Source organism: Paenibacillus sp. FSL R7-0331 (assembly GCF_000758645.1).
Taxonomy (GTDB): Bacteria; Bacillota; Bacilli; order Paenibacillales; family Paenibacillaceae; genus Paenibacillus_AQ; species Paenibacillus_AQ camerounensis.
Window position 1 is genome coordinate 2,668,255 of the sequence record NZ_CP009284.1, and the last position, 12,727, is coordinate 2,680,981.

Below are 12,727 nucleotides of genomic sequence, written 5' to 3' on the forward strand. Positions count from 1 at the left end.
ATGCAATTGCTAGCCGATTACTCCCGGTTGCCGAGGAACATGGTAATCAGCCGCAGAAGCTCGAGCAGCGATACCAGGGCGGCGGCCACATAAGTCAGGGCGGCGGCATTCAGTACCTTAGCTACACCGCGTTCTTCCTCATTGCGGATAAAGCCCTGCTCAACCATTACCTGACGAGCGCGGTTGCTGGCGTTAAATTCTACAGGCAATGTAACAAGCTGGAACGCTACAGCTGCCGAGAAGAAGATGATGCCAAGCCCGATAAGATTAGTTGCGCTGAAAATGAAACCTGCCAGCAGCATGAACGGGGCTACACCCGAAGCGAAATTAACGACCGGGAACATCCGGTGGCGGAGCGTTAGCATAGGGTAATGCACTTTATGCTGGATAGCATGGCCGACCTCGTGACAGGCGACAGAGACGGCTGATATTGAGCTCTCATAATACACCGGCTCTGACAACCGGACCACACGGTTGATCGGGTCGTAGTGGTCAGACAGTGTTCCGCGAACCGGCTCGATCGGAACATCATGCAGCCCGTTCGCATCCAGCATCCGCCGTGCGGCTTCATAACCGGTCAAACCGTTCACGTTCGCCACTTTTGCCCATTTATTAAAGGTGCCTTTAACTCTGAACTGGGCCCACAATGAAAACAGAAAGGCAACAATAACTAAGAAAAACATATCTCATTCCTCCATCATGATGTGTGTAAGAAATTACATTGGCGGATTCTGCGTCAGCAGAAGCTTGATCGCCTCCATGCAGGCAACGCCTTGCGGAATCAGGGCGGCAAGCGCGCGTCTGGCCTGTACGGGCTTTAGGCCGCTAATCATAGGCTCAAGCGCCTTTACCTCGCGTTCGAGACGCTGCATTTGAAGCTCAAGCTCCACGAGTTTGTCCGAGACATCGGCCTCTGGAGCGGCTGCGTTCCATTTATCCATCATGGATTTGATTTCTTCCAATGAAAATTTCTCTTGCTTTAGCTGGTTAATACGTTCTAAAGCGGTCAGGGTTTCATGGCTGTACAGCCTGTAATTCTTCATGCTTCTTGATTCAGGAGCGATCAGACCGAGCTTCGTGTAATAATCGATGGTCCGTTCGCTTAAACTGGAAGCCTTGGCAAGCTCTCCAATCCGGTAAAGGGTCATATCCCCATCTCAGTTCACCTCGCTGTTTAAACCTCCTGCTGTGTAATGCGGAAGATTTGAATAAGAATAACTATATTAAAATGATACCAAAAGTCGAACCGTACAGTCAAACGTCATGCTTACTTTAAGTATATGCTGTATTGGAATAAAGGATACCGTATAGATAAGGTATTAATGTGACATGATGATGTTATATATATTGGAGGAGTGACTAAGTTGGGACACGTACTTCAATTTATGAATAGCATGTTTAATCTGGCTTGCTAATAAAAATACATTAAAAGAATGTGTGCGCGGTGTATGCGTTTACAATATTGCTGGCTTAAGAAGTGCCTATTAGCAGAGAAGACGCCGCTACACTGCATTAACGCTGTCCAACTGTGTAGAAAACATGTGCTTTCAAAATAAAAGGATAAACAAACAAAAAAATAGTCTTGTCAATTTACCTGACTTCTGATTATAATGACATTAAGAGTTTCACGCTTTGTTAGAAAATATAACATTGGGGAGTGGGGTTAAGATGAAAAAAAAGTTATTGATGATGTTTCTGGCCATGATTACCTTGATGATCTATCCGGTCAGCGCCTTTGCTGCTGAGGGTCCTGCAGCACCGGACCTGCAAATTGGATTGGATACGGCTTTTACTTTCCTGGCATTCATCTTAGTATTCTTTATGCAATCGGGTTTTGCACTGCTGGAAGCCGGATCGGTCCGGATGAAGAATGCCGGCCACGTAGCCGGTAAGACTGTACTGACACTGGCTATTGCCAGCTTGTGCTTCTGGGCTGTCGGTTTTGCCTTTGGCTTCGGTAACGGTAACGGCTTAATCGGACTTGATGGTTTCTTCTATGGTGGAGATTCAATGTCCGCAGCTTTTGAGTCGCTGGCCTTCTCCGATGTAACGCTTAACACGAAATTCCTGTTCCAGATGGCTTTCGCAGCAGTATCCCTGGCTATCGTATCCGGCGGTATGGCTGAGCGCGCTAAGCTGAGTGTGTACATTATCTTCGGTATTCTGTTCTCCGTCATTATCTATCCGGTTGTGGCTCACTGGGTGTGGGGCGGCGGCTGGTTGGCTAACCTCGAAATGCAGGACTATGCAGGTTCCACAGTAGTCCATCTCACTGGTGCTACTGCAGCAGTAGTTGCGACAATATTGCTTAAGCCTCGTCTTGGCAAGTTTAATAAAGAAGGCAAACCGGTTATTATCCCGGGTCATAACCAAGTATTCACCGTACTCGGTGTAATCATCCTCTGGTTCGGCTGGTTCGGCTTCAACCCTGGTAGTGCATTGTCCCCTATGGGCGGTTTCTTTGGACACGTAGCACTGACTACTAACATTGCAGCTGCTGCCGGCGGTCTGGCTGCACTGGTTGCTTCCTGGCTGTACTTTGGTAAATCTGACATTCCGGCAATGCTGAACGGTGTACTGGCTGCACTTGTTGCAATCACAGGTGCCTGCGCATTCGTAGAGCCTTGGGCAGCAATCATTATCGGTCTTGTTGCAGGTGCTTTCACCTTTATGACTTCGCAGTGGCTGGAACGCGCTGGTCTTGATGATCCGATCTACGCTTTCTCTGTACACGGTATTGCAGGTATGTGGGGCGCATTATCCACAGGACTCTTCGCAGCACCTGATCTGATTGAACAAGGAGGACTTGTTGGTAAAGCAGGCTTGTTCTACGGCGGCGGCTTACACCAGCTGGGCGTTCAGGCACTGGGTGTTGTCGGAACCTTCGTATTCGTAGCTGTACTATCCTTCGTAATCCTCTATGTTATGAAGATGGTAATGGGTATCCGCGTAACAGAAGAAGAAGAATTGATGGGTCTGGATATCAGCGAGCACGGTACTTACGGTTACCCTGAGCAGATGAAGCTGATCACAGATTCAGAATCCAAAACCCAAAAGTAAATTACATTTATAATAAACACTGACGGGGGGCGGACCGAGTGGCCGGGATGGAACGGACAGAGTGGAATGAAGATGAGAGATTGCTATCCATCACAACGGCCGGTTCGCCGCAGGAGCTTAGAGGCAGGCGTGCCGCCTGCCAGCAGGCCCTTCTGGAGCAGTTAAATGTGATTCCGATTGAGGAATGGGTGTCCCGTGTCAATGCAATGCATGATATGGTTGCAGCGGCGGCAGTTAACATTTGTGAGGCGCAGATGAAGGAGGCGGGCTACGGCCCGCCTCCCTGCGCCTATTCCTTTATTGTTTTCGGCAGCGCGGGCAGAGAGGAATCCACCCTTTGGAGTGATCAGGATAACGGACTGATTGTGGAGGGTGAACCGGATGACCTGAAGCGGACTTATTTTACTGCATTTGGCGAGCTGCTCTCAGATGTACTTGAAGCAGCGGGCTATGAGAAATGCGACGGCAGGGTGATGTGTTCTGAGCCGCTCTGGCGGAAGACCCTCCCGGAATGGAAAGAACAGCTGAGCAGCTGGATGAGCCAGATGGAGTGGGAGCCTGTCCGCTATCTCATTATTGCTTCTGATATGAGGCATGTGGCAGGAAGTGCTGAGCTGTCGGCTGAATGGAGGGAAGCCTTTCATGCCGGCTTTGCGGACAATGAGAAATTGACCACGGCTGTTCTGCGCAATACAGTCCGCCACAAAGCAACGCTGAATCTGCTTGGGCAGGTACTCACGGAACGGTTCGGCGATTATGCCGGAGGCTTTGATATTAAATACGGAGTTTATATTCCGCTTGTTAATATAGTCAGGCATTTAGCCCTGCTGCATGCGGTGCAGGACAGCTCCACTCTTAAGCGGATCGAAAGGCTGAGCGACCTGGATAAATATGAGCATCTCGAAGAGATAAGGGCAGCTTTCCTGACTGCTTTAAGGATGCGGGTGAATACACCGTACACCGAACAGGATGGTCTTCTGTCGAGCAGTGATTATATTTCCGAAAATGATTTGAAGAATAAACAGCTTATGTCTGAGCTGCGTGAAAGCCTGCTGCTGGTCAGAAGGCTGCACAGGGCTTTGCAGCGTCAGCTCCGGTCAGCGGAAAGGAGGCAGTCATGAAGGAGCCTAACAAGGGCGGCGGATTCTGGAACAATTTGCGGCAGGGCGGTATGCCATCCGCAATTGCATCAATCAGGGGCGGTGAATCCGCCCAGCAGACTGCGCAGCAGATGGCTTTTATCAGGTCTCTGATGCGCGAGAAGCGGCGGCCTGAAGTACTTCATACTCCGCTTTCCGAGCTGGAGACTGTGATTTTCGACCTGGAAACAACCGGATTTTCCCACCAGCACGGTGATGAGATCATGTCGTTTGGTGCAATCAAGGTGGTCGGTGAAGAGATAAAAGAGGATGAGTGCTTCTATACTCTGGTGAAATGCCAGTCGGCAATCCCTGAGAATATTACCAGGCTGACGGGAATTACTGAGGAGATGTCGGCTTCTGCGCCTTCGTTAATTGACGGGCTTCATAATTTCATGACGTTTGTCGGGCAGCGTGTGCTGGTGGCGCATGGAAGCGCACATGACAAATCCTTTCTGAATGCAGCGTTATGGAAAACCTCCAAGGTACAGCTTACACACCGGGTGCTGGACACAATGATGCTGGCCCGCTGGCTGGAGCCGCACCGCAGTAACTACACGCTGGATGAATTGCTGGCAGTACATGAAATTCCCATACAGGGACGCCATCATGCACTTGAGGATGCGAAGATGACCGCCCGTCTATGGGTCGACTATCTCCGCGAGATCGCAAGTAAACGCCAGGTGGACACACTGGGCGATCTGTATGCCTACTTGAGCAGAGCCTGAAGTCCGGTATGGAGCAATTGCGGACCGTCAGCCCCGGATTCACGGCTGATTATAAAACCATTGAGAGCAGGAGGCTGGAGGCGGCCTGTTCCGGGAGAACCGATTAGATATACGCAGAATTCCGGCCCCAGAGCAGTCAGCCCTTGTATATCTGCAGGAGAAGGCCAAGGCGGCGACGTTGGATGGGAATGGAATAAGCCTATGGGGGCAGGGCTGCTAAACATCGCTCTGACCCATTCAGAGGGATCGGGCACAAATGCATGCAGCGGGTCAGGCGCAACGTTGCTCAACGGCACATAGCTGCTGATGAGTATGCCTCCCGCTGCGGCAGTACCCAGCAGTAATCCGCATGCTTCATGCGGAAGACAGGTCAGCAAGTGCTTCCCCAGCATGAGCTGTACGGAAGAATCCAGCCTGATCGGTGGAGGTGTTCCCTGGAGTGCTGTCATGTATTGACCCCTCTCTCTTCATAGGATTCTGTCTTCGGACGGAGTCCTCTTTTTTTATGTTAGGGTGGTTTGAATATCGTTATGTTAGGGGTACAATAGGAGCAAACCATCCTATTAGTAAAGGAACAGACACCTTATGAGAGCTGTTAAAAGACTGAATTTTGCGGTTCTGGCTTTGGTAGTTCTATTTGTGGCAGCGGTCCTGGGAAGCCGGCTTGATGATGAGCAGGAGGCTGTTCCGGCAGCCGGACAGACTTCTTCGGCTGGCGCAGGCCGGGCAGCACCAGCCTTTTCGCTGGAGGATAACAACGGCCATGTTTATTCGGTAGGCGGCCCCAGAGAGAAGGCGCTGATTGTAAACTTCTGGGCTTCCTGGTGCGGACCCTGCCAGGAGGAGGCGCCGGACCTGAATGCAATGGCGCTGAAATACAAAAATGTGCTGGATGTATACGGTGTGAATGTAACCAGCCAGGATTATAAACCTAACGCAGAACGGTTTGTCAGGAAATATATGCTGGCTTTTCCCGTTATGTATGACTTAAAAGGTGATGTATTCGATCAGTATCAAGGCCAGGTCTTTCCGACTAATGTGCTGATTGACAAGAACGGTGTAATCACAGAGGTTGTACTCGGCACGCTGACTGCTGAGGAGCTGGAGAATAAGATTATAGCCCTGACCGGATCCTGAGCCTTCAGAAGCCGGAATGAAGCCCCTCTGTTAACCGGGAATTCCCGCTGCGGAGGGGCTTCATATGCGGTGGTATTCCATTCAGCCTGTCATTAATGATTGACGAGACCTTTTGGTTCACTGCTGTTTCTGGTTTCGTTCTCCAGTGAAATCTGCCCGAGCAGGGCATAGCGCATACTGTCAACCAGCGCTTCCCAGCTGGCTTCAATCACATTACTGGATACGCCGACGGTACTCCAGGTATTATTGTAGTCCTTGGATTCAATCAATACCCGTACCTTCGCGGCAGTCTGATCCTGCTCATCAAGCACACGTACCTTATAGTCAGAAAGATGCATCTCATCAAGCCGCGGAAAATAAGTCTTCAGCGCTTTGCGCAGGGCGTTATCCAGCGCGTTAACAGGCCCGTTGCCTTCAGCAGCGGTGTACAGGCTTTCTCCGCCTACACGAAGCTTGACGAAGGCCTCGGAGACTACAGGCTGGCCGGCGTTCTTTTCGACAAGCATTTTGAACGATTCAAATTTAAACAGCTCATTAAGCTCCCCGGTTGCCTCACGCAACAGCAGCTCAAGGGAAGCATCGGCGCCTTCGAACTGATAACCCTGATGCTCCAGATTCTTGATCTTGTCGATCACCTTGCGCGCCTGCTCACTGGTCGGATCAAGACTAAGCCCCATATCCTGGGCCTTGGACAGCACATTGCTCTGACCGGCTAGCTCTGAGACGAGTACACGCTGCTTGTTGCCGACCAGCTCCGGTGCAATATGCTCATAGGTACGGGAATCACGCAGGATGGCCGAGACATGGATGCCGCCTTTGTGGGCAAATGCGGCAGTTCCGACATAAGGCTGATTTACCGGCATATTCACATTGGCCACTTCACTGACATAACGGGCAGTGTTGGTCAGCTGCGGCAGGGAATCACCCGGAATACAGTGATAGCCCATCTTAAGCTGTAGCGTAGGGATGATTGAGCACAGGTTGGCATTACCGCACCGTTCACCGTACCCGTTAATGGTGCCCTGTACCTGCCGGGCTCCGGCATTGATTGCGCTCAGTGCATTGGCAACAGCAAGCTCGCAGTCATTATGGGTGTGAATGCCCAGCGCAGCGCCGGGAAGATGTCCGGAGACCGCAGTAACAATATCATACACCTCATTCGGCAGCGTACCGCCGTTCGTATCACACATAACAAGCCAATCTGCCCCGGCTTCACGGGCCTTAGCAAGCACGGCTGCGGCATATTCCGGATTGTTTTTGTAGCCGTCAAAGAAGTGCTCGGCATCAAAGATAACCTCAAGACCCTTTTGCTTGAGATAGGAGATGGAGTCGCCGATCATGGCCAGGTTCTCTTCCAGCGTAGTCTGGAGTGCGGTATGCACATGGAAATCCCAGGACTTGCCGACCAGAGTTGCTGCAGGCACACCGGCATCTACCATTCTCAGCAGGTTATCGTCATGCTCTGCGATGGAATTTTTGCGGCGGGTGCTGCCAAAAGCAGTGATTTTGGCGTTCAGATACAAATCCTTGACTCTTTTGAAAAACTCAATGTCTTTATTGTTGCTCCCCGGGATGCCACCTTCAATGTAATGTACACCGAGATCATCGAGCTTCTTGGCAATCTTCAGCTTGTCATCCGCCGACAGGCTGATGCCCTCGCCCTGGGTGCCGTCGCGAAGTGTCGTATCGAAGATGGAAATGGATCTAGACATTAAGTCTCCTCCTAAACATTTTGTCAGTTGAATAATTTTTATATTATAGCATTTTTACGCGGGAATGTAACAAAGAACTTTACAGGAGAGCTGTGACTTTTATTGACCTCCTGGGGGCGTAGCGTTATGCTGAAATGAACAATGGAAACCATGTAGATAAGAAGGTAGATATTGTGCAGAATGTGGACCGTTATTATCCGGCAAGCGGCAGGGTGATCCTGCATGTGGATATGAATGCTTTTTACTGCTCAGTGCATGAAGCGGAGGACCCGGATCAGTATAAAGGGAAAGCCACCGCGGTTGCCGGCAGTGTGGAGCAGCGCAGGGGGATAATCGTTACCTGTTCCTATGCTGCCCGCAGATTAGGAATATCCACCGGGATGCAGGTGCAGAAGGCGCTGCGCATATGCCCGTCCTTAACCCTTATTCAGCCGAATTTTCATTTATACCGCAAATATTCGAATGCTTTTATGCAGATTGCCTATAGCTATACCCCGCTGCTTGAAGCGGTCTCCATTGATGAATGCTACCTCGATATTACCGGCTCTAAGCAGTTTGGCACTCCGCTTGAAATTGCCGGGGAGATTCAGCGGCGGATTATGGATGAGCTGGGGCTGCCATGCTCCATCGGGGTTGCACCCAATAAGCTTCTGGCCAAAATGGCCTCTGATCTGAAAAAGCCAAACGGCATTTCTGTTCTGCGTCTGCGTGATGTGCCAGAGGTGCTGTGGAATAAACCGTGCGGTGAAATGTTCGGTATCGGCGGCAAAACAGCCGAAAAGCTGCGTAAGCTTGGCATCTATAATATAGGACAGCTTGCGGCTGCCGATGAGGGGATGCTTACAGATCATTTCGGGGTGATGGGCTCCTGGCTGAAGCGGGCCGGAAACGGTGTTGATTACGGAGTTGTCAATCCGGAGCGCGAACAGAGCAAGTCCATCGGGCACACAACGACGCTGCCGAAGGATGTGGTGGGCCTGGCTGATGCCAGACCGATCCTGCTGAATCTGAGCGATCAGGTAGCGCGGCGGCTCCGGAAGCAGGGCCTGGTTGCTGCCGGGGTGCAGCTTACGATCCGGACTCCTGATATGAAGACGATCACGCGTTCACGCCAGCTGGAGGCCCCCACAGAAACCGCAGAGGACATCTACAAAGTAGTCTGTGAGCAGTTTGCCCGCCACTGGAAAGGCGATAAGCCGGTGAGGCTCCTTGGGGTAACGCTGCAGGGCCTCAGTCCGAAGGAGGAGTCTGCGATTCAGCTCGACCTGTTCGATTATGAGCGGCAGCCGAAGAAAGAATCCCTGAATAAGGCTATGGACATGCTGCGCAACAAATTCGGTGAAAATGCAGTGCTCACTGCCGGAATGCTAAGCGACAGCCATTCCGCCCGGCTGCGTAACCACAAGGACCGCGGAACCTCACTGCAGAAGGATAATTTGCAGCAGGTGGACCCCGATAATACCTGAATGAACATTCCGGTTTTAAGGGCAAATAGTCGACAGATTATGCGGCAAAAATGTAAACGTGTTGAAATTTCATTGAAATTGTATTCCATTTATATTAATATGAGTGAAATAACAGGCTGCTGCTGCAGGCTGTATTGTTCAACGGGAGGCAGAGATAAAATGGCTAAGTACACTTGGGTCGAGAAAGACACTTGCATCGCTTGCGGTGCCTGTGGCGCAACGGCTCCTGATATTTTTGATTACGATGATGAAGGTTTGGCAGAAGTGATTTTTGAGAGTGACGGAAACCGCGGATGCACAGTGATTCCTGATGATCTGTTCGACGATCTGCAGGATTCGGCTGACGGCTGCCCTACCGATTCCATCAAAATTGCGGACGCTCCTTTCAATAAGGAAGGCTAGTCTTCCAGGCTGGCGGCTTCGCACAGGGATATAAGGGCCGGATATAAGATATAGGCTTATATTTGATTCTTGTAGACACATAAAGACATCTCTTTCCCGGTACTTGTCCGGCAGGGATGTCTTTTTTTCATGTACATGCCGATATAAGGATTAGAAAGAATTAAATACCCGCGGAGGCCCCGATGAAAAATTCGCAGCATCTTAAGGCATATGTTCAAATGCATCCGGATAACAAGATGGCATGGTACTTGCTCGGAAAGGAATATTATAAGAACGGCCAGCAGGGAAAAGCCAATTACTGCTTCAATATGGCCGGTGAGGTGTACGAAGCTTTTGAACGCAGTAAAGTACCGGCGGAAATGCTGCGTGAATATGAGGACGGCATGCTAAAGGCTGCGCATGACCGCCATCAGGTGCAGCTCAAAAAAAAGCGTACACTGGTTGCGCTGATGCTTGCAATGCTAGTCTTTCTTCCGTCTGCCATACCGTCCGTTGCGGACATAGGGACAGGGGCGGAACTGGCTTCTTTATTGAGCCAAACAGATGAAGCGGCTCCTGGCCCTGCAGAGGAAGACCCGCAGGGAGATTTGCAAATGGAGCAGGAGGAACCAAAGGAGCAGGAGGAACCGAGGCTTGCATTCACGGCTGTTGCCGGTGACGCAGCCGGCTCAGGCGGAGCAATGGCGCAGCTGCTCCAGGGAGGAGCTCCGTCCGTTACAGCTATTCTGGAGATGGAAAGGTCTGGACGTTGGCTGCTCTGGAAGGAACGGCTGCCGCTGGCTGCAACGATTGTTACAAACGGAAATGGACGTGTTGTCTACCAGTCCTATGACCAGGCTGCCTGTGATTGTGAGCCGCCGGAAGCTGCTGCGCTGCAGAAGCAGGCAGGACAATGGCAGGACCGGCAGGAGCAGCTTGCCGTTCTGTGGAGCGCAATGCGTGCTTATAAGAACAGCAAGGGGAACCTTCCGCAGACCGCAGATGCTTTGACGGGGGCTTTTCCCGGCAACTGGCTTGGCGGAACTACGCCGCTGATGCGGGAGGTTTTTGCTTCATTGCGTGGCACGGCAGCTGCAGTAATGTCGCAGCAGCCTGCGGCAGACTCCGGCATTAAAGACCCGGCAGCCTCGGCCCAAGCTGCTGGAACGGAGGCTAAGCCGGGCGGAAGCGGGCATCAGGAGATGCCTTATTTTACCGGACCGCTCACCATTATAGTAGATAAACAAAATCACCGTCTGGCGGTAACCAGCGGCTCAGTTATTCTGCGGAATTATGAGGTTGGACTGGGAGGCGGCAGGACGCCAGAAGGAACTTTTACGATTACGGATAAGGTTGTGAATCCGAACGGCCGTGACAACGGGGAATTCGGCAGCCGGGGCATGCAGCTCTCGGACAGCAATTATGCTATACATGGAACGGATGAGCCGGAGAGCATAGGCAAGGATGAGTCGCTGGGCTGTATCCGGATGAGCCGCAGGGATGTGGAGGAGCTGTTCGCAATGGTGCCGATGGGCACGAAGGTGCAGATAAGTAAAGGGGGCCTGCCTGATGAGCTGCTGGTTCCGGGGGAGCGTTACCCTTCGGAAGCTCCTGCCAATCAGACCAACCCCGGTAAAGTCTATCATTGGCTGAATTAATTGCCTGCTACCAGAAACAAAACGATAATAAGAAGAATCAGCAGGACTAGACTTGCACCAATCCACAGAATGGCTTTGCGGTTCACTTCTTCTTTTTTCTGCTGAAGTGTCGGAGGTTTGCGTTTAGTTGACATGATCGTCATCCTTCTTTCTCTCTTTATCGGTGATTACCCTTACATTGTAATGGGTTTAGCTGAAAATTACTATACTCCCCGGCTCTGTCAGGAATATCCGTACGGTAAAAAACTTTTCTTTTCGTCCGGAAACGGATAAAATTAAGAAGAAAACTAACGAAACGGGGAGTCGGAGGACGATTCGGTTAATCCCTTGAAGGAGCGAGAACGGTGCTGTATCGGCATTTAGGCAAACCTATTTTCTTTAAAATGGATCCGGAAAAAGCGCATCATCTCGTGATCGGCGGATTAAACAAAGCGGCATTTGTTCCGGGCGGCAGCGCGGCTATGCGGCTCATGTACGGAGTCCCTGAAACGGCAGATATGGCAGTGGATCTGTTCGGTGTACATTTTCCTACACCTGTGGGACTTGCGGCCGGTCTCGACAAAAATGCCGAGGCGGTTGGCGGCTTCTCTTCAATCGGCTTTGGCTTTATGGAGGTAGGCACAGTAACCCCTAAGGGTCAGCCGGGCAATGACAGCCCAAGACTGTTCCGCCTCATTTCAGATGAAGCGCTCATCAACCGGATGGGCTTCAATAATGAAGGCGCCGAAGCAATGGCAGAGCGGCTGAAGGAGCTTAAGCTGCACAGAATACCGGTGGCGGTCAATATCGGACGCAATAAAGCCACTCCGAACGAAACAGCGCATGAGGATTACCGCAAATGTATCCGTACGCTGTATCCGTACGGTGACTTTTTTGTGGTTAATATCAGTTCTCCGAATACGCCGGATCTCCGCAGTCTCCAGCATGGCAGTGAGCTGTCGAAGCTGCTGTCAGAAGTGAAGGAAGAGATGGAGATTCAGCGGGATAGGAGCGGCAGCGCCAAGAGCCTGCTGGTGAAGATTGCTCCGGATGTCAGCGACAGCGAGCTGGAATTTATGGTACATACGCTAGCAGAAGCGGGTGTTGACGGCGTTATTGCCACTAACACCACGCTAAGCCGTGAGGGACTGACAAGCGACAAGGCCGGAGAAACGGGCGGGCTCAGCGGTAAGCCGCTGAGAGACCGGTCGACTGAAATCATCCGCAGCATCTACCGCCAGACCGGCGGGAAGCTGCCGATTATCGGTTCAGGCGGAATTTTCAGTGCGCAGGATGCATATGACAAGATTCGGGCAGGCGCGAGCCTGGTTGAAATTTATACGGCGCTCATCTATGAGGGACCGGAGGTTAACCGCCGGCTGCACGCAGGCTTGCGGCAGCTGCTGCGGCGGGACGGCTTCTCTCATATCCTCGAAGCGGTGGGCGCCGATCATCACTGAAGGTTGA

General features: G+C 51.5%; 13 protein-coding genes. 8 read left to right on the forward strand and 5 right to left on the reverse strand.

Annotated elements, in window-relative coordinates; all coding sequences use genetic code 11:
• Positions 1 to 17 precede the first annotated feature (17 nt).
• Together R70331_RS10885 and R70331_RS10890 are read right to left on the reverse strand one after the other, a co-directional pair.
• Entirely contained in the window at positions 18 to 683 is a 666-nt protein-coding gene (locus tag R70331_RS10885) for a zinc metallopeptidase (protein ID WP_042175313.1), read from the reverse strand.
• Between the two features lie 33 nt (positions 684 to 716).
• Entirely contained in the window at positions 717 to 1,148 is a 432-nt protein-coding gene (locus tag R70331_RS10890) for a MerR family transcriptional regulator (protein ID WP_042175314.1), read from the reverse strand.
• A 520-nt stretch (positions 1,149 to 1,668) separates the two neighbouring features.
• On the opposite strand from R70331_RS10890, the gene R70331_RS10895 reads away from it, so the two are divergent.
• The 3 genes from R70331_RS10895 to R70331_RS10905 are packed head-to-tail and all read left to right on the forward strand — an operon-like array spanning position 1,669 to position 4,927.
• A complete protein-coding gene (locus R70331_RS10895; protein ID WP_042175316.1) occupies positions 1,669 to 3,060 on the forward strand; it encodes an ammonium transporter in 1,392 nt (463 codons plus the stop codon).
• Between the two features lie 47 nt (positions 3,061 to 3,107).
• Positions 3,108 to 4,181, forward strand: coding sequence for a DUF294 nucleotidyltransferase-like domain-containing protein (locus tag R70331_RS10900; protein ID WP_042182491.1), 1,074 nt, complete (start codon positions 3,108 to 3,110; stop codon positions 4,179 to 4,181).
• Entirely contained in the window at positions 4,178 to 4,927 is a 750-nt protein-coding gene (locus tag R70331_RS10905) for an exonuclease domain-containing protein (protein WP_042175318.1), read from the forward strand. Before R70331_RS10900 ends, R70331_RS10905 begins: the two co-directional genes overlap by 4 nt.
• On the opposite strand, the gene R70331_RS30460 is transcribed toward R70331_RS10905, so the two are convergent.
• A complete protein-coding gene (locus R70331_RS30460; protein WP_052419017.1) occupies positions 4,909 to 5,376 on the reverse strand; it encodes a M67 family metallopeptidase in 468 nt (155 codons plus the stop codon). The genes R70331_RS10905 and R70331_RS30460 overlap by 19 nt on opposite strands.
• A 136-nt stretch (positions 5,377 to 5,512) precedes the next feature.
• Between R70331_RS30460 and R70331_RS10915 the strand changes: the two genes are divergently transcribed.
• Entirely contained in the window at positions 5,513 to 6,064 is a 552-nt protein-coding gene (locus R70331_RS10915; RefSeq protein WP_042175320.1) for a TlpA family protein disulfide reductase, read from the forward strand.
• 92 nt (positions 6,065 to 6,156) lie between these two features.
• On the opposite strand, the gene cimA is transcribed toward R70331_RS10915, so the two are convergent.
• The gene (cimA, locus tag R70331_RS10920) at positions 6,157 to 7,776 is read right to left on the reverse strand and encodes a citramalate synthase (RefSeq protein ID WP_042175322.1); all 1,620 of its coding nucleotides are present in this window, start codon (positions 7,774 to 7,776) and stop codon (positions 6,157 to 6,159) included.
• 134 nt (positions 7,777 to 7,910) lie between these two features.
• Here cimA and R70331_RS10925 point away from each other — a divergent pair, with 134 nt between their 5' ends.
• From R70331_RS10925 to R70331_RS10935, 3 genes are all read left to right on the forward strand, one after another.
• A complete protein-coding gene (locus R70331_RS10925; RefSeq protein ID WP_442950573.1) occupies positions 7,911 to 9,242 on the forward strand; it encodes a DNA polymerase IV in 1,332 nt (443 codons plus the stop codon).
• 159 nt (positions 9,243 to 9,401) lie between these two features.
• Positions 9,402 to 9,644 carry a ferredoxin gene (locus R70331_RS10930; protein WP_042175324.1) on the forward strand — a complete coding sequence of 81 codons (243 nt, stop codon included), beginning with the start codon at positions 9,402 to 9,404 and terminating at the stop codon, positions 9,642 to 9,644.
• Between the two features lie 182 nt (positions 9,645 to 9,826).
• Entirely contained in the window at positions 9,827 to 11,281 is a 1,455-nt protein-coding gene (locus R70331_RS10935) for a L,D-transpeptidase (RefSeq protein ID WP_042175325.1), read from the forward strand.
• Here R70331_RS10935 and R70331_RS31840 read toward each other — a convergent pair.
• Positions 11,278 to 11,415 carry a hypothetical protein gene (locus R70331_RS31840; RefSeq protein WP_167336699.1) on the reverse strand — a complete coding sequence of 46 codons (138 nt, stop codon included), beginning with the start codon at positions 11,413 to 11,415 and terminating at the stop codon, positions 11,278 to 11,280. The genes R70331_RS10935 and R70331_RS31840 overlap by 4 nt on opposite strands.
• 210 nt (positions 11,416 to 11,625) lie before the next feature.
• Here R70331_RS31840 and R70331_RS10940 point away from each other — a divergent pair, with 210 nt between their 5' ends.
• Positions 11,626 to 12,720 (forward strand): quinone-dependent dihydroorotate dehydrogenase, encoded by a 1,095-nt coding sequence (locus R70331_RS10940; RefSeq protein ID WP_042175327.1) that lies wholly within the window; start codon positions 11,626 to 11,628, stop codon positions 12,718 to 12,720.
• The last annotated feature ends 7 nt before the right edge of the window (positions 12,721 to 12,727 follow it).

Excerpts from the sequence above, each read along its gene's own strand:
- R70331_RS10890 (WP_042175314.1), bottom strand. The coding sequence starts at position 1,148 with ATGACCCTTTACCGGATTGGAGAGCTTGCCAAGGCTTCCAGTTTAAGC.
- R70331_RS31840 (WP_167336699.1), bottom strand. The coding sequence starts at position 11,415 with ATGTCAACTAAACGCAAACCTCCGACACTTCAGCAGAAAAAAGAAGAA.
- R70331_RS10885 (WP_042175313.1), bottom strand. The coding sequence starts at position 683 with ATGTTTTTCTTAGTTATTGTTGCCTTTCTGTTTTCATTGTGGGCCCAG.
- R70331_RS10895 (WP_042175316.1), top strand. The coding sequence starts at position 1,669 with ATGAAAAAAAAGTTATTGATGATGTTTCTGGCCATGATTACCTTGATG.
- R70331_RS30460 (WP_052419017.1), bottom strand. The coding sequence starts at position 5,376 with ATGACAGCACTCCAGGGAACACCTCCACCGATCAGGCTGGATTCTTCC.
- cimA (WP_042175322.1), bottom strand. The coding sequence starts at position 7,776 with ATGTCTAGATCCATTTCCATCTTCGATACGACACTTCGCGACGGCACC.
- R70331_RS10915 (WP_042175320.1), top strand. The coding sequence starts at position 5,513 with ATGAGAGCTGTTAAAAGACTGAATTTTGCGGTTCTGGCTTTGGTAGTT.
- R70331_RS10925 (WP_442950573.1), top strand. The coding sequence starts at position 7,911 with ATGAACAATGGAAACCATGTAGATAAGAAGGTAGATATTGTGCAGAAT.
- R70331_RS10930 (WP_042175324.1), top strand. The coding sequence starts at position 9,402 with ATGGCTAAGTACACTTGGGTCGAGAAAGACACTTGCATCGCTTGCGGT.
- R70331_RS10905 (WP_042175318.1), top strand. The coding sequence starts at position 4,178 with ATGAAGGAGCCTAACAAGGGCGGCGGATTCTGGAACAATTTGCGGCAG.
- R70331_RS10935 (WP_042175325.1), top strand. The coding sequence starts at position 9,827 with ATGAAAAATTCGCAGCATCTTAAGGCATATGTTCAAATGCATCCGGAT.
- R70331_RS10900 (WP_042182491.1), top strand. The coding sequence starts at position 3,108 with ATGGAACGGACAGAGTGGAATGAAGATGAGAGATTGCTATCCATCACA.